Raw genomic sequence first — 22,277 nt, 5'->3', positions numbered from 1 at the left:
CACCATGACGATCACCATCCTGACGCGCCGTCTGCTGCTCGCGACCGCCCTCGCTTGGCCTTTGGCCTCCCAGCCGATCTCCGCCCAGCAGGGCGAGCCGGTTCTGCGCGTCGTCGCGCCCTGGGAATACACCTCAAACGATCCGGCCGACACGGGCTTCATCCTCGCCCGCATGGGGATCGGCGAGACATTGGTCCAGGTGGAGCCGGAGGGGCAGCTCATCGGCGGAGTCGCGGAGAGCTGGCGTGTCTCCGAGGACAAGCTGAGCTGGCGCTTCAGAATCCGGGCGGGCGCCTCCTTTCACGACGGCAGCTCGGTCACGGCCGATGCCGTCGCCGACAGCCTGAAGACGTCCTTCCGGGGTGAAAGCCTCTCGGCCGTGCCGCTCGACACGATCACGGTCGAGGGCGACGAGATCGTCGTCCGCACGAAGACGCCTTTCAGCGTGCTGCCGGCTTTCCTCTGCGATTACGCCTCGATCGTGCTGGCGCCGTCCGCCTATGGGCCCGATGGCAAGGTGGTCAAGATCGTTGCCACCGGCCCCTACAAGTTGGTCTCGGTCGACGGCAAGACGACTCTGGAGCTGGAGCGCTTCGAGGGTTATGCGCGTGCCAAGCCCGCCATCGCGAAGGCGCGTTACACGGCCGTGGTCAATGGCGACACCCGCGCCAATATCGCGATCGCCGGCGATGCCGACCTCATCTATACCCTGGCGCCGGCAGCGATCCCGCGCATCGACGCGGCCGGGCAGACCAAGGTTGCGAGCCTCACCATCCCGCGCATCCGCGCCTTGTTCTTCGACAGCGGCCTGCCGCAATTCTCGGATAGGCGCGTGCGCCGGGCGATCGCGATGGGGATTGATCGCGACGGCATCGCCCGCGCGATCCTGCGCCATCCCGACTCGAGCGCGAGCCAGCTCCTGCCGCCGATCCTGTCGAACTGGCACCGATCCGATTTGCCGAAAGTCGCATTCGACCCCGCTGCTGCGCGCAAGCTGCTCGACGAGGCGGGCTGGTCCGCCGGCCCCGACGGGATCCGCTCCAAGGACGGCGTGCGACTGGCGGCGAAGCTCCTGACTCTCGCCAATCGCCCCGAGCTTCCGGTCATGGCCGCCGCGATCCAGGCGCAACTGAAGCAGATCGGCATGGATGTGGCGATCGAGGTCGGAGCGAGCGGAAGCGTTCCCGCCGCGATCAAGGACGGCACGATGCAGTTCACGCTCGTCGCCCGGACCTATGTCAACGTGCCCGAGCCGATCGCGACGGTCATCCCCGACTTCACCCGCGAACGTTCGTCCTGGGGCACGGTGCGCTGGGAGGGGCGCGACCGGATGAAGGCGCTCACCGACGCCTATATCGCGAGCTTCGACGAGGCGAAGAAGAGCGAGCTGCGCGGCCAGATCATCCGCCTGATCCACGACGAGGCTCCCGGTGTCCCGGTATCCTGGTTCGAGCACAACGTCGCCGTGTCGAAACGAGTGAGCGGCGTCGGCATCGACCCCTACGAGATGCGCTATCTGATCGAGCGCATGGCGTGGAAATGAGTCGCATCTCGTCATGGGCGGGCCGGGCGGCATGAGGACGTTCGGCACCCTCGTCGGTTCGCGCGTGCTGCAGGCGGTGCTGACGGCCTGGCTTCTGGCCAGCCTCTGCTTCGCTTTCGTCCACGCGCTGCCGGGCGACACCGCGCTCGCGATCTCGGCGGCGCGCGTCGGCGAGCGCGTTACAGCCGAGACGACGGAACGCGTGCGCCGCGAGGAGGGGCTCGATCGCCCTCTCACCGTCCAGTATGTGTCCTGGCTCGGGAGGCTCGCGACGGGCGATCTCGGCCATTCGCGGGTGACGGGCAAGCCTGTCTGGCAAGAAATCGCCTATCATGGCCGCCATACGCTGGGGCTCGGCACGCTGGGCTGGCTGCTCTCCTACGCCATCGCGCTGCCGCTCGGCATCGCCTGCGGCTTCAGGCCCGGCGGCTGGCTCGACCGGGGCACCAATGCGCTGGCGGTGGCGCTCGCCTCGATGCCGAGCTTTCTCGTCGGCATCGGCCTGATCTCGCTCTTCGCTCTGACGCTGCGCTGGCTGCCGCCGGCGGGTTTCCGCACCGGCGCACATATGGTGCTGCCGGCGCTGACGCTGGCCTTGGGGCTCGCCGCCTTCTCGGTGCGGATCATCCGGAATGCGGTCGTCGAGGTCAGAAGCGCCTTCTACATGACCTTCGCGCGCATTCGCGGCCGCAGCGCGGGCTCCGCCTTCCTGCATCATGGCGTACGGAACGCGGCGATCCCCGTGGCCACCTTCGCGGCCCTGCAATTTGCCTATGTCGTCGACGGCTTCGTCGTCGTCGAGACGCTGTTCAACTATCCCGGATTGGGCGAGGTGCTGGTCAAGGCCCTGATCGCGCGCGACGTGCCGATGATCATGGGTGTGGGATTGGTGATCGGGACGATGTATGCGGCCGTGAATTTGCTCGCCGATCTCGCCTGCATCGGGCTCGATCCCCGACGCCTCAAGGTGGCCGCGGCATGACGCTCTCCCTTGCGCTACCGGCTTCCGAACGGCCGCGGCGGCGGCTTGTCTTTCCGCTGACCATCCTGGGAGTCGTCGCAGCCCTGGTGCTCGTCGGTCCCTGGCTGGTGCAGCATGATCCCACGGCCCAGGATCTTCTGAGCGCTCTGGAGGGCGCCAGCGCGAAGCATTGGCTCGGGACCGATCATCTCGGCCGCGACATCGCGGCGCGGCTGGTGCATGGCGGATCGCGGTCTCTCGGCATCGCCGTGCTGTGCGTAGCGGTTTCGACGGGGGTTGGCCTCGCGCTCGGCCTCCTCGCCGCCTATGCCGGCCGCTTCGCCGACATCGCGATCATGCGCCTTGCCGACCTGATGCTCGCCTTTCCGGGTATCCTGCTGGCGCTGCTGATCTCCGGCTTCCTCGGCGGGGGCGTCCTGCCCATGCTGATCGGCATCAAGCTCGCGCTCTGGCCGCAATTCGCGCGCATGGCGCGTGCCATCGCCATCGGCGAGCTGGCGCAGCCCCATGTCGAGGCGGCGCGCCTCGCCGGTTTCCCGGCGCTGACGATCCTGCGCCGCCACGTCCTGCCCCCGGTGCTGCGCCAGACGGTGACGCTGGCGACGCTGGGGCTCGGCGCCGCGATCATGTCGATCTCCGCGCTCGGCTTCCTCGGGCTGGGCCTGCAGCCGCCGACACCCGAATGGGGCGCGATGATCAGCGAGCTCCTGCCCTATCTGGCGGAGGCTCCCGTCCAGATGGCTGCGCCCTGCCTGGCGATCTTCCTTGCCGTGCTCGGGGCCACGCTGCTCGGCCAGGCCCTCGCCGAGCCGCCCGCTTTGCCGGAGGAGATGTGATGACCGCGCCCGCACTGGTCCTTTCGGGACTGACGATCCGGGACCGGAGCGGTACCGCTCTGGTCTCCGACATCGACCTGACGCTGGCCAGTGGCTCCGTGCTGCTCCTGATCGGCGAGACAGGGAGCGGCAAGAGCCTGATCGCGCAGGCGGTGATGGGCCTGCTGCCGGCGGGCTTCACCGCCAGCGGCCGCATCGCCATCAACGGGCATGCGCCGGTCGAGGCCAGCCAGGCCGGGCTGCTGCGGCTGCTCTGGTCACGCGAGACACTGCTGCTGCCGCAGGAACCACGCGCCGCGCTCGACCCGACGATGCGGATCACCGGGCAGTTGCGCGCTTCGCCCGACGCGCGCCCGGCGCCGGCCTTCACCACGCAGGAGGCGCTCGCCGCCGTCGACCTGCCGCCGCGCGTCGGGCGCGCCTTCCCCGACGAATTGTCCGGAGGCATGGCCCAGCGTGTCCTCGTCGCCTCCGCTCTCGTCGGGTGCGCGCCGTTGGTCGTCGCCGATGAGCCGACCAAGGGGCTCGACGCCGCCCGCATCGCGCAATCCGCCTCGCTGCTGGCCGCGCTCGGAGGCGCCGGACGCGCGCTGCTCGTGATCACCCATGACGTCGCGCTGGCCCGGGCGCTCGGCGGCAGCCTCGCCGTGTTGCGCGACGGGCGGATCGTGGAACAGGGACCGGCGGAGTCCGTCTTCGCCGCGCCGCAGCATCCCTATACGCGGGCCTGGCTCGCGGCCGATCCGGCCGGCTGGCGGCCCTGCCTGCGCTGCTGCGATCTCGATGCGCCGGTGCTCGCGGCCCATGGTCTCGGCTTCGGCTTCAGCGGGGCCGCGCCGCTCTTCTCGGGCGTCGACATCCATGTCCCCGCCGGTGGCATTCTCGGCCTGACCGGCCGCAGTGGCTGCGGCAAGACCACGCTCGGCAACATCCTGCTCGGCCTGCGGCCGCCGGCGGCGGGCCATGTGAGCTGGCAGGGCGTCGAGCCCTATCGCGATCGCGCCGGCGCGCGCCGCCTGCGCCAGCGCTACCAGAAGCTCCATCAGGACCCGGCGAGCGTCTTTCTGCCCGGACGCAGCTTCGCGCGCCAGTTCGGCGATCTCGCCGAGGTCGTGCCGGGGCTCGCGCTCGATGACGCGCTGCCGCCGCTGCTCGAGCGGCTGAGGCTCGACCGCAAGCTGCTCGGGAGGCGCCCCGGCGAGGTCTCGGGAGGCGAGGCGCAGCGCCTGGCGCTGGCGCGCATCCTGCTGCTGAAACCCGCGCTGATCGTTGCGGACGAGCCGACCTCGCGGCTCGATCCGCTGGTCCAGCGCGAGACCATGGCCCTGCTCTCCGAGATCGTCGCCAGCGAAGGGCTCGGCCTCGTCCTGATCAGCCATGACCGGGCGCTGCTCGCGGCGACGGCCGACGAGGTGCTCGATATCGGCGCGGGCGAGGGGGTGACGACGCTGCCGGGCTATGCCCGTGGGCTTCAGGGCGCCTGATCGTAGCCGAGAAAGGCGCCGAGCTTCATCATCGCCCGGTAGATCTGCCGCCCCGTCGCATCGTCCATGATCAGCGGACGGCCGTCGACGACGAGATAGATCAGGTTCTCGTCCTGCCAGTCGCTCGAGCGGCCGAACTCGAGCTCGAGCGGCGCGCTGCGATCGGTCTGGTCGATGACGACGCCGTCGAAATAGGGAGTGCTGGACAAGGCGGGCTCCTCAGCGGCGCTGCTAGCGCTTCGTCAGTTCGATCTCGGGAATGGTCGGCCCGGGTGACACACGCTCTCCGTCGAGGATCAGGGGAGAGGGTTTGCGCGTGATCCGCAGCGCGATGTAGATCGCCACCAGCGCCGACAGTCCCATCAGATAGACCAGCATCCCGCCGGCGCCCAGCACCTGCATCAGGGCTGTGGCGACGACGGGGCCGATCGCGGCACCCGTCCCCCACAGGAAGAGGAGCTGGGCCGAAAGACCCACGGCCTGCTCGCGGCCGATCCGCAGATAGGCATGCGTCACCGCCACGGTGTAGAGCGGCACGCTGCAGCCGCCGATCAGCGCGAACAGGCCGAACATCCAGAACCGCGCCTGCGATGGCTCGGCGCTCTGGATGATCAGCAGCGCGGAGGCCGTAGCGGCGACGAGGCTGACGGCGCAGAGCATGATCGGGCGGCTGGCCACCCGGTCGGCGAGCAGGCTCATCGGCCATTGCATCAGGAGGGCGCCGAGCTGGATCCCGGCCGTCAGCAGGATGGTGTCGCGCTGGTCGAGCCCCGCCAGGATGCCATAGGCGGGCGTGACGCTGGTGAGAGGACCGCTGACGAGCCCGACATAGAGGCAGCCGACCACCGCCGCCGGCGCCTGCCGCCAGAGCGCCTTGAGTCCGACCGAGACGACCTCGCTCGACTCCGGCCCGCGGGCCCGCGTCAGCGCCACCGGGATCAGCGCGATCGAGAACACCATGCTCGCCAGCAGAAACACGTCCTGAGACTGGATCGCGAGATAGCCGACGCCGAGCTGGGAGCCGATCATCGCCACACGGTTGAGCAGCTGGTAGACACCGAAAATGCGCCCGCGCCGCGCCCCGCTGGCCTGGCCGCTGATCCAGCTCTCGATGCAGATCCCATGGCCGGCTGCGGCCAGCCCCATGAACAGGCGCGGCGCAGCCCACCAGGTTTCGGACATGAGCGGAAAGCTCAGCGTCGCCGCCGCCTGCAACGCCGCAAAGACCGCGAAGGCCCGGATATGGCCGATCCGGCGCACCAGCGAGGGCATCGCGAAGCAGCCGACCAGAAATCCGACCGAATAGGCCGAGGCGACGAGGCCGATCAGCAGGGGCGGCTGACCGGCGACCGCCATGCGCAGGGGCACGACCATATTCACGATGGTGCCGGCAAGCTGCAGCAGAAGCGCGCCGGAGACGATGGCGCCGAGCGCGGCGACGGAACCCGTCGGGGGCTTCTGCGTCGTCATGGGGCAATGCCCGCGAGCGGGCGACACATCATGAAACTGACCTTGGGAGAGTGGGGTTGCGCGGCGCTCGCCGCATCATATCTCGCGCTCTCAACGATGAAGGCCACGCCTATGCAGACCGCCGATTTCCGCTTTCCCGGGGTTCTCAATTCGAAGGAGTTGCTCGTCGCCGAGGCCGTCCAGGCCCGCGCCTGGGCCGTCCTCGCCGGCCAGGGCCGCTTCCGCGACGACGACCAGGTGGCGAAGGCGAAACTCGGCGGAATCGTGGTGCGGCTCATGGCTGACGGCTCGCAATCCATCGGAGACCTCGCCAGCGCCGCGATCGACAGCTTCGAGCGGGGGACGCTCTGAGGCGTAGCGGCGGAGGCGGCGGTCGGCATGCGCGGTCTCTTCCAGGGCGACGCAGGGGGCGGTGTCAGGGCGCGATTCGCCGCCATAACAGCACGATGATCGCGGCCCGGCCATGGCGCCGGGCGCGGGTCCGACGCCGCTCGGCAACCTAGCCGGCGAGGATCTTGTCGATCGTGATGGGAAGATTGCGGATGCGCTTCCCCGTCGCGTGATGGACGGCGTTGGCGATCGCCGCCGCCGTGCCGACGACGCCGATCTCGCCCAGCCCCTTCACGCCGATCGGGCTGGTCTTTTCATCCTCCTCCTCCACGAAAATCACCTCGATATCGTGGATGTCGGCGTTCACCGGCACATGGTACTCGGCCAGCGAGTGGTTCATCACGCGGCCGAGGCGGTGATCGGTCATCCCCTCCTCGTGCAGCGCCATGCCGACGCCCCAGACCACACCGCCGAGGATCTGGCTGCGCGCCGTCTTGGGATTGAGGATACGCCCGGCCGCGACCGCGCTGACGATGCGGGTGACCCGCAGGACGCCGAGCTCCTCGTCGATCCGCACCTCGGCGAAGACGGCCGAATGCGTGTAGGACGAATGGCTCTTCGGCAGCATCATGCCGATCAGGCCGGGACCTGCCGATTCCGTCGCCTCGAGGCTCTCCTTGCCGCCGGCCGCCAGCGCCTGCGCCAGCGGGACTGCGCGGCCCGGATCGGCGATCAGGCGGATGCTGCCCTGCGTGAAGGCGACATCCCCGAGGCCGGCCTCGGCGAGGGGCGAGCCGTCGATCTTCGCGGCCAGCCGCAGCAGCTCCTTGCGCAGGCTCAGGCACGCCGCCGAGACGGCGCTTCCGGCGGACGCCGCGGTCCAGGACCCGCCCTGCACCGGCGAATCCGGCAGGGTCGAATCGCCGAGCGAGACCTCGACCGCCTCCATCGGCAGCCCGAGCGAATCCGCGGCGATCTGCGCGAGGATGGTGTAGGTGCCGGTGCCGATATCGGAAGTCGCGCAGGCGATGGCGAGGCGACCATCGGCCGTGAGCTTGGCCCGTGCCGAGGTCTTCATCATGTTCGCTTCCCAGACGCCGCTGGCCATGCCCCAGCCGATCAGCTCATGTCCCTCGCGCATCGAGCCGGGGCGCGGGTCGCGACGGCTCCAGCCGAAGCGCTCGGCGCCCTGGCGGTAGCATTCGCGCAGCTCCTTGGAGGTGAAGGGCTTGTCCTCGTTCTCGTCCCGCTCGGCATAGTTGCGCAGCCGCAGCTCGACGGGGTCGATGCCGGTCGAGACCGCGAGTTCGTCCATCGCGCTTTCCAGCGCGAAGACCCCGAGCGGTGCGCCGGGCGCCCGCATGTCGCCGGGCGAATAGATATCGAGCTTGGCCAGTTCGTAGCGGAGATCGACATGCTCGGCCGGATAGAGCAGGCCCGACCAGTTCACGACGACCTCCTGATGGTCCTCGAACCGCGACGTCGCCGCGATCGCCTGATGCTGGATCGAGCGCAGCTTTCCATCTTCGCCGGCGCCGAGCGAGACGAGGTTGATCGTCTCCGGCCGGTGGACATGGCCGAACATCTGCTGGCGCGTCAGCTCGACGCGCACCGGACGCTCCAGCGCCAGGGACGCCATCACCGCGAGGAAAAGCTGGTGCTGGGGTCGCAGTCCCGAGCCGAAGCCGCCGCCAACAAAGGGCGCCACGACCCGCACATCGTCCTTCGACAGGCCGAAGACGCTGGCGACATAGGCCTGGCTGTTCTGCACGCCCTGCGTCTTGTCGTGGACGGTGAGCTTGCCGTCCTCGCCCCGGATCACCGTCGTCGCATGCGGCTCCATCGGGTTGTGGAACTCCGCGGCGATCGCGTATTCGCCAGCGACCCGCACCGGCGCGGCACCGAAGGCGGCCGCCGCATCGCCTCTGGGCTTGGGCGGAGGGGCGATGCCCAGGCGCCTCTTCGGCGGCTCGTAGCTGTCGTGCCGGGCCCGGCCGAGATCCGTCTCGTGCTCGGTGCGCTCGTAATCGACGGCAACCAGCGAAGCGGCGTGGCGGGCGACGTCGAAGCTTTCCGCCACAACGAGTGCGATCGGCTGGCCGCTATACTGGATCTCGTCGCTGTAGAGCGGGCGGAAAGGCTTGCCCGGCGGGCCGACCATGTCCTGGTAGCTGAAGCTGAACCAGGCCGTCCGCGGGCGGTTCTCATGGGTGAACACCCGCACGACGCCGGGGACCGCTTCCGCGGCGCGGGTGTCGATCGAGCGGATCCGGCCGCGCGGGATCGCGCTTTCGACGATGTAGCCATGGGCCAGATCGGGCGTCGTGAACTCGGCGGCATAGGTGGCCTGGCCCGTCACCTTGGCAGGGCCGTCGACGCGGCTGCGGGGCGCGCCGACATGGAGATCGTTCTTCAGCATGATCGGAAGCCTTTCACGCGATGCGCTTGTCGGTCTGCGATTGCGGCGTGCCGGCGGCCGCCTGTCGCAGGCTGCGGAGGATGGCGCGGCGGGCGAGGTCGATCTTGAAGCCGTTGTGCTCATGACCTTGAGCGCCCGCGAGCAGGCTCGTCGCTGCCGCGGCGAAGGCTGCCTCGTCGGCTCGGCCACCGACCAGAAGGGCTTCGGCCTCTTCGCGTCGCCACGGCTTGTGCGCCACGCCGCCCAGCGCCAGCCGGGCCGAAGCGATCTGCCCGTCGCGGATGTCGAGCGCGGCTGCCACCGAGACCAGCGCGAAGGCGTAGGAGAGCCGGTCGCGCAGCTTGAGATAGCTGTGATGGGCGGCATAGGCCTGCGCATCGGCGGGCAGGATCACGGCTTCCACGATCTCGCCGGCCTGGAGCGTGTTGTCGCGCTCCGGTGCATCTCCCGGCAGACGGTGATAGTCGGCAAAGGAAATGCTGCGCGCGCCATTGGGCCCCTGGATGCGGACCTCCGCCCCGAGAGCCGCCAGCCCAACGCACATGTCGGAGGGATGTGTGGCGATGCAGTGCTCGCTTGCGCCCAGGATCGCATGGATCCGGTTGACGCCACCGATCGCGCCGCAGCCGGTGCCCGGCTCGCGTTTGTTGCAGGGCGTCTTGACGTCGTAGAAGTAGTAGCAGCGCGTCCGCTGGTTCAAATTGCCGCCCGTGGTCGCGGCATTGCGCAGCTGCGGCGTCGCCCCGGCGAGGATCGCGCTGGCGAGCAGCGGGTAGCGCTCCGCAATGCGGGCGTCCTCGGCGACAACCGTATTGGGCACGAGCGCCCCGATCCGCAGCCCGCCATCCTCGGTCTCCGCGATCCCGTTCAGCGCCTCGATCCGGGTGATGTCGACCAGCGCGGCCGGCGTCTCGACGCCGTATTTCATCAGATCGATGAGATTGGTGCCGCCCGCGACGATCCGGGCGTCGGGGCTGGCTGCGAGTGCGCGGACCGCGTCTTCGATGCTGCCGGCGCGGTGATAGGAATACGGGTTCATTCCGCGGCCTCCCGCACCGGCCGGCGCTGCCGGCCCGCCACGTCCTCGATCGCATCGACGATGTTGGTGTAGGCGCCGCAGCGGCAGAGATTGCCGCTCATGAACTCGCGGATTTCCTCACGGCTGGTCGCGTGCCCCTCCTCGATCAGCGCCACCGCCGAGCAGATCTGCCCCGGCGTGCAATAGCCGCACTGGAAGGCGTCATGCTCGATGAACGCCTGCTGGAGCGGGTGCAGGCGGCTATCCGCGGCCAGCCCTTCGATGGTGGTGATCGACTTGCCGTCCTGCATCACGGCGAGCTGCAGGCAGCTGTTGATGCGCCGCCCGTCGATCAGCACGGTGCAGGCGCCGCACTGGCCGTGATCGCAGCCCTTCTTCGTGCCGGTCAGCTCCAGATCGTGCCGCAGCAGATCGAGCAGGGAGGTAACGGGGGAGACCTCCAGCGAACGGCGCTCACCGTTCAGCGTGATCTCGATGGGAACGGTCTGCGTCCCGACGATGGCATGGGCGGGCAAGGGCAACTCCTGCTTCGGCGGAATGTCGGGAAGGCGCAGCCATGGCGGGCCGGCATCGCCTTGCGACGCACCCGCACTTCGTCCCGCCACAACAGGCTGTGCCCGACGGTTGTTCCACAGCGGTTTCGTGAAGACGGCCGCGGTCCGGATCGGCCACGGCGTCGTCGTTACGGAACCTCCGCAGGCCGCCCCGGTTGGGAGTGCAAACCTCCAACAAGGATCTCTCGATGCCGATCTCTTCCTTCGTGCCGGCGAAAACCGTCTGGCTTTCGCTGATGCTCGCGACCAGTGCTCTGACACCCGCCATGGCCCAGACCGCCGCGCCGCCGGCTGCGGCGATGCAGAACGCGTCCAAGCCCGACGCCGACATGGCCGAGGTGCTCTCCGTGCTGGCCGGCCTCGGCGGCAAGCCGATCGAGAGCCTGGAGCCGGGCGATGCCCGCGACCAGCCGACGCCGACCGACGCGGTGATGAAGATCATCAAGGACAAGAAGATCGAGGCCGATCCGCATGCCGGCCTCAAGGTCTCTAACAGCCGCTTCGCCGACATGGGCAATCTGCGGCTGCGCTGGTACGTGCCGGAGAACGCGACGAAGGATTCCAACCTTCCGATCATCGTCTTCTTCCGCGGCGGCGGCTGGGTGATCGCGAGCCTCGACGTTTACGACGCCACCCCCTCGGCGCTTGCTCGCAAGACGGGCGCGGCGGTCGTCTCGGTCGACTATCCGATGGCACCGGAAAACAAGTTCCCGGCTGCGCATGACGAGGCGATCGAGGCCTATAAATACGTGCTGAAGAACGCGCAGGGCTGGGGCTACGATCCCAACCGCATCGCGCTGGTCGGCGAGAGCGCCGGCGGCAACCTCGCCATCAACACGGCCATCGCCGCCCGCGACCAGAACCTGACCAAGCCGCTGGCGATCGTCTCGGTCTATCCGGTGGCGACGACCAGCCTCGATACGCCCTCCAAGAAGGAGCAGGCCAACGCCAAGCCGCTGAACACGCCGATGATGGCCTGGTTCGTGAAGCATGTCGTCAAGAGCGAGGCCGATACGCAGGACCCGCGCCTCAACCTCGTCGCGTCCAATCTGAAGGGCCTGCCGCCGACAACGGTGATCAACGCCGAGATCGATCCGCTGAAGTCGGACGGTGACCTCATCGTCGCCAAACTGAAGGAAGCGGGCGTCGAGACGACGCACCACCTCTACACCGGCGTAACACACGAGTTCTTTGGCATGGACGCGGTCGTCGCCAAGGCCCGCGAAGCGCAGGACTTCGCCGTCGCGCAGATCCGCAAGGGTTTCGAAGCCCGCAAGTGACGAAACGGCGCGCGGCTCCGCCGCGCGCCCTTATCCCGACCGCCGCGGGCTCGCGCCGCGGCGGTCATCATTTCGTTGTCGATGGAGCCCTCATGGATCGCCGAACCGCCTTGCTCGGTCTCACCGGAGCCCTCGTTGCCGGGGCCCCATCTTCGGCCTTGGCCCAGGCGCCCGTGGCCATCGACCGGGTCGAAGGGGCAGGCCGCGGTCGCAGGCCCGCCATCCTGCTTCTCCATGGCGCCGATGGCATCACGCGGCGCGCGCAATACCAGTTCGCTGCCCAGGCGCTGGCGGGACAGGGCTACACCGTGCTGTTCCCGCATTACTTCGAGGTCACCGGCGAGCAGCGCGCCTCTTACAGCGAGATCGGCCGCAAATACGCGGTCTGGCGCAGTGGCCTTACCTCGGTGATCGAGAGCGTCCGCAAGGACCCGACCATCGATCCCTCGCGCCTCGCCATCGTCGGGATCTCGCTGGGTGGCGCGCTCGCCTTGTCGCTCGCCGCGCGCGACAGGCGCATCGGCGCCGTCGTCAGCTATTTCGGCTTCCTGCCTGAGGATCTCGACGAGGGCCGGCCGCGCGCGCCGACGCTGATCCTGCACGGCTCCGCCGACCGCATCGTCCCTGTCCGCAATGCGGAGCGCATCGAGGCGCTGCTGCGTGGGCGCGGCGTGCCGGTCGAGACGCAGATCTATCCGGGCGAGGGCCATGGCTTCAGCCAGACCGCCCAGCTCGACGCGGCAACCCGCAGCGTCGCCTTCCTGCGGCGATATCTCGGCGCCTGAGCGGCGCCGAGCTTCGACCGAAAGCTCAGCCGCCGACAGTCAGCATGATCTTGCCGAGATGGGCGCTCGATTCCATCAGCTCGTGGCTCTGTCGTGCCTGTTCGAGCGGGAAGGTCGCGTGGATGATCGGCTTTACCGCGCCGGCCTCCAGCAGCGGCCAGATCTTCTCGCGCAGCTTCGCGGCGATCTCAGCCTTGAGCGCGACCGAGCGCGGCCGCAGGGTCGAGCCGGTGAGCGTGAGCCGGCGGATCATCATCGCCGTCAGGTCGAGCTCGGCCTTGGGGCCCTGCAGGAAGGCGATCTGCACGAGACGCCCCTCCACCGCCAGCGCCGCGATGTTGCGCTGGATATAGGGCCCGCCGACCATGTCGAGGACGACGTTGACGCCCTTGCCGTCGGTCAGGCGCTTGACCTCGGCCAGGAAGTCCTGCGCCCGGTAGTCGATGGCCTGGTCGGCCCCCAGCGACCGGCAGAAATCGCATTTCTCGGGCGAGCCGGCCGTCGCATAGACGGTCGCGCCCGCCTGCTTCGCCAGCTGGATCGCGGTCGAGCCGATGCCGCTGGAGCCGCCATGGACGAGGATGGTCTCGCCTGCCCGCAGCCGCCCGCGGGTGAAGACGTTGTCGTAGACGGTGAAATAGTTCTCCGGGAGGCCGGCGGCCTCCAGCAGCGAGAGCGGCTTCGGCACCGGCAGGCAGAGCGCCTCGTCGGCGACGGCATATTCGGCATAGCCGCCGCTGATCAGCAGCGCGCAGACGGCCTCGCCGATGCGGCTCTCGGCGACGCCCGCGCCGACGGCGACGATGTGGCCGGAGACTTCCAGCCCCGGCACCGTGGTCGCGCCGGGCGGCGGCGGATAGCCACCGGCCCGCTGCAGGCAGTCCGGCCGGTTGATGCCGGCGGCAGCGACCGCGATCAGGACCTGGCCCGCTCCCGGCTGCGGCACGGGGGCCGTCTCGATCTCGATCACCTCCGGCCCGCCGGGCCCGGAAAAGCGCACCTGCTTCATCGTCTGCGGCAAAGCCATCATCGTCTCCGTGGAGCAGCGCCGGGAGGCGCCCTTTGAACGCTCTTGTGGGGCCGGCGGCGGCCGGGTTCAAGCGTCCGCGATGCGTCGGTGCGGCCCGGCTGGTCACGCCGCACGCTTGCACGCATCCTGCACAGAGGCCGCGTGCCAGCCCATCGGCGCGCCGGCGAAGCGAGGGAGAACGGCATGCGGCGGACGCTGAAGGCGATGATGGCGGGCGACCAGACGGCGATCGGCCTGGCGGCCTGCGTCGTCCGCACGGTCGAGATCGTCACGGTCACGCGCAGTTGCGGCTTCGATTTCCTGCTGGTCGACATGGAGCATGCCCCGATCGCGATCGGTGACGCCGCCTCGATCAGCGTCGCCGCCAGCGAGGCCGGGCTGCCCTGCCTCGTCCGCGTCGGCGGTCCCTATGTGCCCGACCTGGCGCGGGTGCTCGACTGCGGCGCCGAGGGCGTGGTGGTGCCGCATGTCGAGACCGCTGCAGAGGCGCGTCTGATCGTCGAGAAGTGCCGGTTCCAGCCGCTCGGCAAGCGCTCTCTGCCGAGCCCGCTGGCGCGGCTCGGCTTCCAGGTGCCACCGGCCGCCGAGATGGTCCGGCAAATTGAGCAGGACACCTTCATTGTCGCCATGGTCGAGAGCGCCGGTGGCGTCGCGGCGGCCAGTGACATCGCGGCCGTCGCCGGCATCGACGCCGTCATCATCGGCGCCAACGACCTCGCCGCCGACATGGGCCACCTCGGCGCGGTCGACCATCCCGAGGTTCTCGCCGCCTTCGCGGCTGTCGCGGCGGCGACGCGTGCGCAGGGCAAGATCTTCGGCGTCATCGGCGTCGGCGCGGCGCTGTTGCAATCGCATGCACTCGATCTCGGCGCCCGGCTGATCGTCGCCACCAACGACATCAACCTGCTGATCGACCAGGGAACCGCGGTCGCGCAGACGCTGCGCGCGCGCACCGGGTCGGCCGCTCCCGCCGCTCCGCGCTAGTCGGCCGCGGGGGCGAGCCGGCAGGTCGAGCGGGTGAAAACCTCGATCTGCGACAGGGCGGCGTCGAGCGTGGCGAAGGGGCCATGCTTCATCGCGCGCATGGTCTCGGCGACGCGCTCACCGGGAATGATTCGGTATTCGCCCGGCGCCGCCAGCTCGACGCGCCCCATATCGCGTCCGAGCAGGTCGGTCAGGGCCCAGCTGGTCAGGCCGCTGGGCGTGACGATGATGTCCATGGTCGGCTCCGCAGGCCCATCGCCCGGCCGCGAGGATCGCACGTTTCGGGGCGAGCCGCCTCATGCTTTGCGAGGCGTTGCGGCGCGGCTGCCACAGCTCGTGCGAATGGCCTCAGGAGCAGCGTCATTTACCGGCCGTTAACCATTGGCTGAATACACCGAAGACACCGAAAATTTACCAAGATGACCGCCGTGTTAACCAAACCCAGGCCCATCCGCCTCAAGGGGCGCTCCTACCTTGCCTTGACGCTGACCCCCGAGCTGCCGCTCGAGGACTGGCTGATCCGGCTCGACGAACTGGCCGCGCTCTCGGCCGGCTTCTTCCTGCGGCGGCCCGTCGTGCTCGACATCGAGGGGCTCGAGCTGGACCGGGCGGAGCTGCGCGACCTCGTCGCCAAGCTGTCCGGTCGCGGCGTCCGGATCATGGGCATCGAGGGGGCCAGGGCCTCCATGCTGGGCTCGGATCTGCCGCCGGCGATGTCCGGCGGGCGTTCCACCGCCGATGTCGAGCCGCCGGCCGCCGAGGCGGCTCCGGAGCCGGTGCCGGACGCGGTGGCGCCGGAGAGCGTCGTCCGCTCGGATCCGACGCCGGGCAAGCCGATGCCGTCGATCATCGTCACCCAGCCCGTGCGCTCGGGTCAGTCGCTGTTCTTCCCAGAGGGGGACGTCACCATCGTCGGCTCGGTTGCCTCGGGCGCCGAAATCGTCGCGGGCGGCTCGATCCATGTCTACGGGACGCTGCGGGGCCGGGCGCTCGCCGGCACCATGGGCAACGCGTCGGCGCGCATCTTCTGCAGCCGGCTCGAGGCCGAGCTGCTGGCGATCGACGGCTTCTACAAGACAGCCGAGGACATGGAGCCGGAGCTGCGCGGCAAGGCCGTGCAGATCTGGCTCGAAGGCGAAACATTCAAGGTCGGGTCGATCGCCTGACCAGGCGACATCGGGACAATCGGGAGAGGTCTATGGGCAAAGTCATCGTGGTCACCTCGGGCAAGGGAGGCGTCGGCAAGACGACCTCGTCCGCCGCGCTCGGGGCAGCGCTCGCCAAGGGTGGCGAGAAGGTCGTGGTGGTGGATTTCGACGTCGGGCTGCGCAATCTCGACCTCGTCATGGGGGCCGAGCGCCGGGTCGTCTACGACCTCGTCAACGTCATCCAGGGCGAGGCCAAGCTCACCCAGGCGCTGATCCGCGACAAGCGCGTCGAGACGCTCTATTTGCTGCCGGCCTCGCAGACCCGCGACAAGGACAACCTCACCGCCGAGGGCGTGGAGAAGGTCATCGGCGCGCTCAAGAGCGTCTTCGACTGGGTGATCTGCGACAGCCCCGCCGGTATCGAGCGTGGCGCCACGCTGGCCATGCGCCATGCCGACGTCGCCATCGTGGTGACCAATCCGGAGGTCTCCTCGGTGCGCGATTCCGACCGCATCATCGGCCTGCTCGATTCCAAGACGCTGCGCGCCGAGCAGGGCGAGCACATGGAGAAGCACCTGCTGCTGACCCGCTACGACCCGGTCCGGGCCGAGCGCGGCGACATGCTCAAGGTCGACGACGTGCTGGAGATCCTCTCCATCCCGCTGCTCGGCATCATCCCCGAGAGCATGGACGTGCTGCGCGCCTCCAATCTGGGCTCGCCGGTGACGCTGGCGGATGACCGCAGCGCCCCCTCGATCGCCTATTTCGAGGCCGCGCGCCGGCTCCAGGGCGAGAACCTGCCGATCATGGTCCCGGGCGAGAAGCGCGGCTTCTTCGGCAAGATCTTCGGAAGGAAGGCGGCATGAACCTGCGTCGTTTCTTCTCGCGCGTGCAGTCGGCCCCCGCCGCCCGCGAGCGCCTCAAGGTCCTGCTGGCGCATGAGCGCGCCGCGGTCGGCGACTCCGATCTCGTCGCCAAGCTCCGGGACGAGATCCTGCGTGCGATCTCCAAGCACATGCAGATCGATTCAGAGAAGGTCAGCGTCACGATGGAGCGCGGCGCCCAGGTCTCGACGCTGGCCGTCGACATCGAAATCCCCTTCGACGTCGCCCGCAAGGCGGCCTGAACCGGCTCACGCCCGGAGCGGAGCATCCCTCCGCCCCGGGAGAGCCAGCGTCGCCACGAAGCACGCCGCCAGCATCAGGCCCGAGCCGATCAGGCAGGCCTGCAGCCCGCCCGCCTGGTAGAGCAGGCCCGAGAGCAGCGTGCCGCCGAACCGCCCCAGCGCATTGGCGGCGTAATAGAACCCGACATCCTCGGCCGCCTTCTCCGAGCCCGCATAGGCCAGGATCAGGTAAGAGTGCAGCGACGAGTTGACCGCGAAGGCGAAGCCGAACAGGCCAAGCCCCGCGACCAGCACGAGATCGGGCCGGGAGACGGCCCCGCTCAGCAGCAAGGCGGCGAGCGCAAAGGGGATCGCCGCCAGCGCCAGCGACCAGAGCCGCGCCGCCGGGACTTCGCTCGACAGCCCGTCGGCGCTTCGGGCGATGAGGGCGGGCGCAGCCGCTTGAACGAGGCCGTAGCCGATCGTCCAGAGCGCCAGGAAGCTGCCGACCATGGTGAAGGTCCAGCCCGAGGCATAGAGGAACACCGGCACGCCGACGACGAACCAGACGTCGCGCGCTCCGAACAGCGCGACGCGGGCCAGCGCCAGCAGGTTGACGCCCCGGTTCTTGGCGAAGAGCTCGCGCGCGGATTTGCTCGCCTTGGCCTTGCCCATCATTGCCGGCAGCGCGATCACCACGCCGAGCAGGATCAGCGCCAGCATCGCCGCCATCGCCCAGAGCGCGCCGCGGAAGCCGAGCGCCTCCAGCAGCAGCCCGCCCAGGAAGAAGCCAACGCCCTTCATCGCGTTCTTGGAGCCGGTGAACCAGGCGACCCAGCGGAACAGCCGTCCCTCAGCGTCCTCGCTGCGTGCCGCGGCCTCGGCGACCTTGATCGCCGATTTCGAGGCCGTCTTGGTCAGGTCCTTAGCGACGCCGCAGACGCCTTGCGCCATCACCACCCAGGCGACGGAGGCAGCGGCCGTCCAGTCCGGCGACAGGCCCGACAGCAGCAGGAAGCCCGCGATCTGCGTGCCGAGACCCACCGCGAGCATGCGGGTGATGCCGTAGCGCGCCGCGAGCCAGCCGCCGATCAGATTGGCGACGATCCCGGCCGCCTCATAGAGCAGGAACAGGAAGGCGAGGGTGAAGGGCGAATAGCCGAGCCGGAAGAAATGCAGCAGCACGAGCATGCGCAGCGCGCCGTCGGTCAGGGTGAAGCCCCAATAGGCGGCGGTGACGATGGCGTAGTTGCGGGTTCCCTCGGTCACCCGATCAGATCCCGGCCTGTTCGAGATGGCAGGCGAGATCGACCATGCGGCAGGCATAGCCCATCTCGTTGTCGTACCAGGCGTAGACCTTCAGCATCGTGCCGTCGGTGACCAGCGTCGAGAGACCGTCGACGATGCTCGAGCGCGTGTCGCGCTGATAGTCGATCGAGACCAGCGGGCGCGGCTCGAAGCCGAGGATTCCGGCCAGTGGCCCCTTGGCCGCCTCCGCGAACAGCGCGTTGACCTCGGCCGCGGTCGTCGACCGCTCCAACTCGAAGACGCAGTCGGTCAGAGAGGCGTTGAGGACGGGCGCGCGCACGGCGTGGCCGTCGAGCTTGCCCTTCAGCTCGGGATAGATCAGCGCGATCGCGGTGGCGCTGCCGGTCGTCGTCGGTTGCAGCGAGAGCATCGCCGAGCGGGCGCGGCGCAGATCCTTGTGGGGCGCATCGACCACGACATTGGTGTTGGTCGGGTCGTGGATCGTGGTGATCTGGCCGTGCCGGATGCGCAAATTCTCGTGCACGACCTTCACCACCGGGGCTAGGCAGTTCGTCGTGCAGGAGGCGGCGGTGACGATCGGGTGAACGGCGGGGTCGTAGAGATGCTCGTTGACGCCGACGACGACGTTGAGGACCGAGGGGTCCTTCACGGGGGCGGCGACGATGACGCGCTTGGCGCCGCGCTTCAGATGCCCCTCCAGTGTCGCCGGCGTCAGGAACTTGCCGGTGCATTCGAGCACGACATCGACGCCGAGATCCCCCCAGGAGATGTCGCCCGGCTCGCCCGCCGCCGAGAAACTTAAGCGGCGCTCGCCGATCGTGACCGCATCCTCGCCGGCGCTCGCGATGCCGCCGCGCCAGCGGCCCTGCATGCTGTCGAATTCGAGCAGATGGGCGGTCGCCGCCGCACCACCCTTGATCTCGTTGAGATGGACGACGTCGAGCCGGTTGCCGGCGCGCGGATCGTCGCCCTGCCGGTCGGCCGCCCCCAGGGCGGCCCGCAGCGCCAGACGCCCGATCCGCCCCATGCCGTTGATGCCGATCCGCATGACTCTGCTCCCTGTCTGTCTCAGGGAGGCTGCATCACCCGGATGAAGGCATCATGTCAATATGTCGGTTGACAACGACATATTCTGTGATGAGACTCATGTCATCCGAAACCGACATATCGGGACGACGCCATGACGACCTCTCCTCTCGCGGTGCTTTTCGTGTGCAAAGGCAATCACGCGCGCTCCATCATGGCCGAGGCGATCATGCGGCGCATGGCCGGCAAGTTCGCCGTCTACAGTGCCGGCTCGCAGCCCCGTGCTTCGATCAATCCCTTCGTCGTCAGGCTGCTCAAATCGCTCAACCACGATGTCTCCGACCTGCGGCCCAAGAGCTGGGACGCATTTTCCGGCCCGAACGCGCCGCAGCTCGACTTCGTCTTCACCCTCTCGGAGACGGCGGCCAATGCCGTTCCGCCGGCCTGGCCGGGCAATCCCGTGACGGCGCTCTGGACCCTGCCGGATCCGGCCGCCCATGAAGGCGACGACGTTCAGAAGGCGCTCGCCTTCGCCGATGCCTACCGCATGCTGAACAACCGCATCTCGCTCTTCGCGAGCTTGCCTCTGGCGACGCTGAAGGGCATGGCTCTGCAGCACCGGCTGGACGCGATCGGCAAGGACACGTCGCGCGCCGATCCATTGCAGAGGGATGACGCCGCGTGAAGCAGGGGCCGGCGCCGAGGCTGGAATCCGCGGAGGCGGTCGCGCTCCTGGCAGCGCTCGCCCAGCCGACGCGGCTCGAGATCTTTCGCCTGCTGATGCGCTACCGGCCGCATGGGCTGGCAGCGGGCGATATCGGCCGGCTGCTCGCCGTCGCGCACAACACCCTCTCGGCCCATCTCGCGGCGCTGGAGCAGGTCGGCCTGCTGGCCTCGCGGCGCGAGGGGCGTCACATCATCTTCGCCGCCAAGCCAGGCCCCGCCGATGCGCTGCTGGCGTTCCTGACGGATGCCTGCTGCACCCAGGGCCCGGCCGCCTGCCCGCCAGGGGCCACGGCGATCCCGGCGCGGCGCGAGCCCGTCGCGAGCGAGCGGCCGCTGCGTGTCCTCGTGGTCTGCACCGGCAACTCGGCCCGCTCCATCATGGCCGAGGCCATTCTCAACCGTGAGGGCCTGGGACGGATCGAGGCCTTCTCGGCCGGCAGCCGCCCGCAGGAGGCGCCTCACCCGGCGGCCCTCGGGTTGCTGGCGGAACTCGGATACGACGTCTCCGCCATGCGCTCGAAGTCCTGGGACGAGTTCCTCGGACCCGAGGCGCCGCCACTGGACCTCGTCGTCACCGTCTGCGACGGCGCGGCGGAGACGCCATGCCCCGTCTTTCCGGGCGCGCCATTGCGTGCCCATTGGGGACTGGACGATCCGGCGGCGGCAGCCGGCCCCGCTGCCGCCCAGCGTGCGGCCTTCCTGCAGAGCTACCGCCAGCTCACCGCACGGGTGACCGCCTTCGTCAACCTGCCCTTCGAACAGATGGCGGCGGATGAACTCGCTCCCGTGCTGGCGGCGATCGGCCGGATGGATGGCGCGACGCCGATGACGCTGGAACGGGCGGCGTGAGCGTCACAATCGATCGCAGACCCGACGGCGGGGCCTCGCGCAACGTCCTGGCGATGTCCGGGTCTCGGGCGAGATACCGGTTGCGTCGCTGAAGGGCCGGCGCTTTGGAGCGGTCGGTCTGCTCGCACCCTGCGCTGGCGGCCGGTCATTTCGGGGCCGGCAGGGCGGCAGCCAGCCGTGACAGCAGGAACAGCGACAGGGCGGCCGCGCCCGAGAGCACGATCAGCAGGATCGTGCTCGGCAGCAGCCCGGCCCGCTCGACCATGACCGCGAAGGCGACCGGCGCAGCCGCCCGGATGGCCAGCCCCGGCGCCGATAGCTTGCCCAGCATCGCCCCATAGCCGGCCGGGCCGAAGAGCCGCAGCGGCACCGTGCCCCGCACGATCGAGCTCAGCCCCATGCTGACGCCATAGGCGATGGCGAAGAGCCCGGCGAGCGTCGCCGTCGTGCCGCTGACCAGCAGCAGCGCGAAGCCGAGCGGCATCAGCGTCGCCGAAACCCAGGCGGTCGTAGTCGGCTCGAGTTCCGTTCCGAACAGCATCTCGACCAGCCGCCCCGCCACCTGCGAGGGGCCGACCATGGCGCCGATCCCGACCGCGAGCGCCGCGCTGAGGCCGAGACCCTCCAGCATCGTCAGCAGATGCACCGACATGGCCGAGACCACGAAGCCCTGGAGCGAAAAGGCCAGTGCCAGCAGCAGGAAGGCGCGCATCCGATCCCGGCCGAGGAGATAGGCGTGCGCATCCCCCTCCGGCCTGGGCGCCATGACGGCCGCGGCCTTGCCGCCACGGGCCGGCAGCAGCAGCGCATGTAGCGGCAGGCACAGCACGAGATAGCCGATCGCATAGAACTGGTAGATGCTGCGCCAGTCGTGATGCGCGAGCAGGGCCGTCGTCAGCGGCCAGAACAATGTCGAGGCGAAGCCGCCGATCAGGGTAAGCTTGCTGATCGCGCGGCGGGCGCTTGACCCGTGAGCCTGAGTCAGCGCGGTGAAGGCGGCATCGTAGAACACGAGCGTTCCCACGGTCTCCACCGCGATCATGGCGGCATAGAAGCTCACCGGGTCGCGCGCCTGCGACAGGCCGTAGAGCGCGGCCGCCGCCAGCACGCTGCCGAGGCTCATCATCGCCCGCGTGCCGAAGCGGTCGATCAGCTGGCCTGAGAAGGGCGCCGCCAGACCGCCGGCCAGCAGGCCGGCCGCGAAGGCGCCATAGGTCCACTCCGGCGCCCAGCCGAAGCTCTTGGTGATCTCCGGGGCGAGCACCGCAAAGGCATAGTAGAGCGTGCCATAGCCGGCGACCTGCGTGGCGCCGAGCGCCAGGATGAGACCCAGGCCGCCTTGCGCGGCGGTCTGGGGCAGTGGGGTGGGCATGGTCGTCATCAGGCGGTCGCGAGCTCCGGGGCCTTGGTGGTGCTGC

Annotated in this window: 23 protein-coding genes; 13 read left to right on the top strand and 10 right to left on the bottom strand. The window is 69.3% G+C overall.

What is annotated here, in order from left to right; translation table 11 throughout:
• Positions 1-4: 4 nt before the first annotated feature.
• Genes AX750_RS20830 through AX750_RS20815 form a run of 4 tightly spaced genes read left to right on the top strand, consistent with a single transcriptional unit; the run spans position 5 to position 4,845 of the window.
• Positions 5-1,543: an ABC transporter substrate-binding protein gene (locus tag AX750_RS20830; RefSeq protein ID WP_066723277.1), complete on the top strand. Its 1,539-nt coding sequence runs from the start codon at positions 5-7 to the stop codon at positions 1,541-1,543.
• Positions 1,544-1,574: 31 nt separating this feature from the next.
• On the top strand, positions 1,575-2,525 hold the full coding sequence (locus AX750_RS20825; RefSeq protein WP_197426676.1) for an ABC transporter permease: 951 nt from the start codon (positions 1,575-1,577) through the stop codon (positions 2,523-2,525).
• Positions 2,522-3,361: an ABC transporter permease subunit gene (locus AX750_RS20820; RefSeq protein WP_066723271.1), complete on the top strand. Its 840-nt coding sequence runs from the start codon at positions 2,522-2,524 to the stop codon at positions 3,359-3,361. Before AX750_RS20825 ends, AX750_RS20820 begins: the two co-directional genes overlap by 4 nt.
• Positions 3,361-4,845: an ATP-binding cassette domain-containing protein gene (locus AX750_RS20815; protein WP_066723268.1), complete on the top strand. Its 1,485-nt coding sequence runs from the start codon at positions 3,361-3,363 to the stop codon at positions 4,843-4,845. The genes AX750_RS20820 and AX750_RS20815 overlap by 1 nt, the downstream gene beginning before the upstream one ends.
• Here the strand turns inward: AX750_RS20815 and AX750_RS20810 are convergent.
• The gene (locus tag AX750_RS20810; protein ID WP_066723264.1) at positions 4,833-5,054 is read right to left on the bottom strand and encodes a hypothetical protein; all 222 of its coding nucleotides are present in this window, start codon (positions 5,052-5,054) and stop codon (positions 4,833-4,835) included. The genes AX750_RS20815 and AX750_RS20810 overlap by 13 nt on opposite strands.
• A gap of 22 nt (positions 5,055-5,076) precedes the next feature.
• The gene (locus AX750_RS20805) at positions 5,077-6,315 is read right to left on the bottom strand and encodes an MFS transporter (RefSeq protein WP_066723260.1); all 1,239 of its coding nucleotides are present in this window, start codon (positions 6,313-6,315) and stop codon (positions 5,077-5,079) included.
• A gap of 30 nt (positions 6,316-6,345) precedes the next feature.
• Between AX750_RS20805 and AX750_RS20800 the strand changes: the two genes are divergently transcribed.
• Positions 6,346-6,666 carry a hypothetical protein gene (locus tag AX750_RS20800; RefSeq protein WP_156446613.1) on the top strand — a complete coding sequence of 107 codons (321 nt, stop codon included), beginning with the start codon at positions 6,346-6,348 and terminating at the stop codon, positions 6,664-6,666.
• A 148-nt stretch (positions 6,667-6,814) separates the two neighbouring features.
• Here the strand turns inward: AX750_RS20800 and AX750_RS20795 are convergent, their stop codons facing one another.
• Genes AX750_RS20795 through AX750_RS20785 form a run of 3 tightly spaced genes read right to left on the bottom strand, consistent with a single transcriptional unit; the run spans position 6,815 to position 10,618 of the window.
• Positions 6,815-9,064: a xanthine dehydrogenase family protein molybdopterin-binding subunit gene (locus AX750_RS20795; protein ID WP_066723252.1), complete on the bottom strand. Its 2,250-nt coding sequence runs from the start codon at positions 9,062-9,064 to the stop codon at positions 6,815-6,817.
• Between the two features lie 13 nt (positions 9,065-9,077).
• Positions 9,078-10,103: a xanthine dehydrogenase family protein subunit M gene (locus AX750_RS20790; protein ID WP_066723250.1), complete on the bottom strand. Its 1,026-nt coding sequence runs from the start codon at positions 10,101-10,103 to the stop codon at positions 9,078-9,080.
• A complete protein-coding gene (locus AX750_RS20785) occupies positions 10,100-10,618 on the bottom strand; it encodes a (2Fe-2S)-binding protein (RefSeq protein WP_066723244.1) in 519 nt (172 codons plus the stop codon). Before AX750_RS20785 ends, AX750_RS20790 begins: the two co-directional genes overlap by 4 nt.
• Positions 10,619-10,845: 227 nt before the next feature.
• Here AX750_RS20785 and AX750_RS20780 point away from each other — a divergent pair, with 227 nt between their 5' ends.
• Both AX750_RS20780 and AX750_RS20775 read left to right on the top strand, forming a co-directional pair.
• Entirely contained in the window at positions 10,846-11,937 is a 1,092-nt protein-coding gene (locus tag AX750_RS20780; RefSeq protein WP_197426675.1) for an alpha/beta hydrolase, read from the top strand.
• A gap of 92 nt (positions 11,938-12,029) precedes the next feature.
• Positions 12,030-12,722: a dienelactone hydrolase family protein gene (locus tag AX750_RS20775; RefSeq protein ID WP_156446612.1), complete on the top strand. Its 693-nt coding sequence runs from the start codon at positions 12,030-12,032 to the stop codon at positions 12,720-12,722.
• 25 nt (positions 12,723-12,747) lie between these two features.
• Here the strand turns inward: AX750_RS20775 and AX750_RS20770 are convergent, their stop codons facing one another.
• Complete coding sequence (locus AX750_RS20770; protein WP_082735063.1) at positions 12,748-13,752, bottom strand: NAD(P)H-quinone oxidoreductase; 1,005 nt, start codon at positions 13,750-13,752, stop codon at positions 12,748-12,750.
• Positions 13,753-13,935: 183 nt separating this feature from the next.
• Here AX750_RS20770 and AX750_RS20765 point away from each other — a divergent pair, with 183 nt between their 5' ends.
• Positions 13,936-14,736, top strand: a complete 801-nt coding sequence (locus AX750_RS20765; protein ID WP_066723234.1) for an aldolase/citrate lyase family protein — start codon at positions 13,936-13,938, stop codon at positions 14,734-14,736.
• Here the strand turns inward: AX750_RS20765 and AX750_RS20760 are convergent.
• Positions 14,733-14,972: a hypothetical protein gene (locus tag AX750_RS20760; RefSeq protein WP_066723230.1), complete on the bottom strand. Its 240-nt coding sequence runs from the start codon at positions 14,970-14,972 to the stop codon at positions 14,733-14,735. The two genes, AX750_RS20765 and AX750_RS20760, sit on opposite strands and share 4 nt — an antisense overlap.
• Positions 14,973-15,155: 183 nt before the next feature.
• Here AX750_RS20760 and minC point away from each other — a divergent pair, with 183 nt between their 5' ends.
• The 3 genes from minC to minE are packed head-to-tail and all read left to right on the top strand — an operon-like array spanning position 15,156 to position 17,010.
• The gene (gene minC, locus AX750_RS20755) at positions 15,156-15,902 is read left to right on the top strand and encodes a septum site-determining protein MinC (RefSeq protein WP_066723227.1); all 747 of its coding nucleotides are present in this window, start codon (positions 15,156-15,158) and stop codon (positions 15,900-15,902) included.
• Positions 15,903-15,934: 32 nt separating this feature from the next.
• Positions 15,935-16,750 carry a septum site-determining protein MinD gene (minD, locus tag AX750_RS20750; protein ID WP_066723225.1) on the top strand — a complete coding sequence of 272 codons (816 nt, stop codon included), beginning with the start codon at positions 15,935-15,937 and terminating at the stop codon, positions 16,748-16,750.
• A complete protein-coding gene (gene minE / locus AX750_RS20745; protein ID WP_066723222.1) occupies positions 16,747-17,010 on the top strand; it encodes a cell division topological specificity factor MinE in 264 nt (87 codons plus the stop codon). The genes minD and minE overlap by 4 nt, the downstream gene beginning before the upstream one ends.
• A 6-nt stretch (positions 17,011-17,016) precedes the next feature.
• On the opposite strand, the gene arsJ is transcribed toward minE, so the two are convergent.
• Together arsJ and AX750_RS20735 are read right to left on the bottom strand one after the other, a co-directional pair.
• Positions 17,017-18,258 (bottom strand): organoarsenical effux MFS transporter ArsJ, encoded by a 1,242-nt coding sequence (gene arsJ, locus AX750_RS20740; protein WP_066723220.1) that lies wholly within the window; start codon positions 18,256-18,258, stop codon positions 17,017-17,019.
• A 4-nt stretch (positions 18,259-18,262) separates the two neighbouring features.
• Positions 18,263-19,306 carry an ArsJ-associated glyceraldehyde-3-phosphate dehydrogenase gene (locus AX750_RS20735; RefSeq protein ID WP_066723217.1) on the bottom strand — a complete coding sequence of 348 codons (1,044 nt, stop codon included), beginning with the start codon at positions 19,304-19,306 and terminating at the stop codon, positions 18,263-18,265.
• Positions 19,307-19,438: 132 nt separating this feature from the next.
• Here AX750_RS20735 and AX750_RS20730 point away from each other — a divergent pair, with 132 nt between their 5' ends.
• Positions 19,439-19,969: an arsenate reductase ArsC gene (locus AX750_RS20730; RefSeq protein WP_066723214.1), complete on the top strand. Its 531-nt coding sequence runs from the start codon at positions 19,439-19,441 to the stop codon at positions 19,967-19,969.
• Positions 19,966-20,859 (top strand): metalloregulator ArsR/SmtB family transcription factor, encoded by an 894-nt coding sequence (locus AX750_RS20725; RefSeq protein ID WP_066723212.1) that lies wholly within the window; start codon positions 19,966-19,968, stop codon positions 20,857-20,859. Before AX750_RS20730 ends, AX750_RS20725 begins: the two co-directional genes overlap by 4 nt.
• Before the next feature lie 145 nt (positions 20,860-21,004).
• Here AX750_RS20725 and AX750_RS20720 read toward each other — a convergent pair.
• A partial coding sequence (locus AX750_RS20720; protein WP_210173046.1) for an MFS transporter occupies positions 21,005-22,277 on the bottom strand: 1,273 nt, incomplete at its 5' end.

This window comes from Methylobacterium sp. CCH7-A2 (assembly GCF_001557075.1).
GTDB classification, from domain to species: domain Bacteria; phylum Pseudomonadota; class Alphaproteobacteria; order Rhizobiales; family Beijerinckiaceae; genus Allobosea; species Allobosea massiliensis.
This window is presented reverse-complemented; position numbering and strand designations above follow the sequence as displayed.

Coding starts and splice junctions, on each gene's coding strand:
- AX750_RS20735 (WP_066723217.1), bottom strand. CDS start 19,306: ATGCGGATCGGCATCAACGGCATGGGGCGGATCGGGCGTCTGGCGCTG.
- AX750_RS20730 (WP_066723214.1), top strand. CDS start 19,439: ATGACGACCTCTCCTCTCGCGGTGCTTTTCGTGTGCAAAGGCAATCAC.
- AX750_RS20780 (WP_197426675.1), top strand. CDS start 10,846: ATGCCGATCTCTTCCTTCGTGCCGGCGAAAACCGTCTGGCTTTCGCTG.
- AX750_RS20800 (WP_156446613.1), top strand. CDS start 6,346: ATGAAACTGACCTTGGGAGAGTGGGGTTGCGCGGCGCTCGCCGCATCA.
- minD (WP_066723225.1), top strand. CDS start 15,935: ATGGGCAAAGTCATCGTGGTCACCTCGGGCAAGGGAGGCGTCGGCAAG.
- AX750_RS20805 (WP_066723260.1), bottom strand. CDS start 6,315: ATGACGACGCAGAAGCCCCCGACGGGTTCCGTCGCCGCGCTCGGCGCC.
- minE (WP_066723222.1), top strand. CDS start 16,747: ATGAACCTGCGTCGTTTCTTCTCGCGCGTGCAGTCGGCCCCCGCCGCC.
- minC (WP_066723227.1), top strand. CDS start 15,156: ATGACCGCCGTGTTAACCAAACCCAGGCCCATCCGCCTCAAGGGGCGC.
- AX750_RS20765 (WP_066723234.1), top strand. CDS start 13,936: ATGCGGCGGACGCTGAAGGCGATGATGGCGGGCGACCAGACGGCGATC.
- AX750_RS20795 (WP_066723252.1), bottom strand. CDS start 9,064: ATGCTGAAGAACGATCTCCATGTCGGCGCGCCCCGCAGCCGCGTCGAC.
- AX750_RS20790 (WP_066723250.1), bottom strand. CDS start 10,103: ATGAACCCGTATTCCTATCACCGCGCCGGCAGCATCGAAGACGCGGTC.
- AX750_RS20830 (WP_066723277.1), top strand. CDS start 5: ATGACGATCACCATCCTGACGCGCCGTCTGCTGCTCGCGACCGCCCTC.
- AX750_RS20770 (WP_082735063.1), bottom strand. CDS start 13,752: ATGATGGCTTTGCCGCAGACGATGAAGCAGGTGCGCTTTTCCGGGCCC.
- AX750_RS20820 (WP_066723271.1), top strand. CDS start 2,522: ATGACGCTCTCCCTTGCGCTACCGGCTTCCGAACGGCCGCGGCGGCGG.
- AX750_RS20760 (WP_066723230.1), bottom strand. CDS start 14,972: ATGGACATCATCGTCACGCCCAGCGGCCTGACCAGCTGGGCCCTGACC.
- AX750_RS20825 (WP_197426676.1), top strand. CDS start 1,575: ATGAGGACGTTCGGCACCCTCGTCGGTTCGCGCGTGCTGCAGGCGGTG.
- AX750_RS20775 (WP_156446612.1), top strand. CDS start 12,030: ATGGATCGCCGAACCGCCTTGCTCGGTCTCACCGGAGCCCTCGTTGCC.
- AX750_RS20815 (WP_066723268.1), top strand. CDS start 3,361: ATGACCGCGCCCGCACTGGTCCTTTCGGGACTGACGATCCGGGACCGG.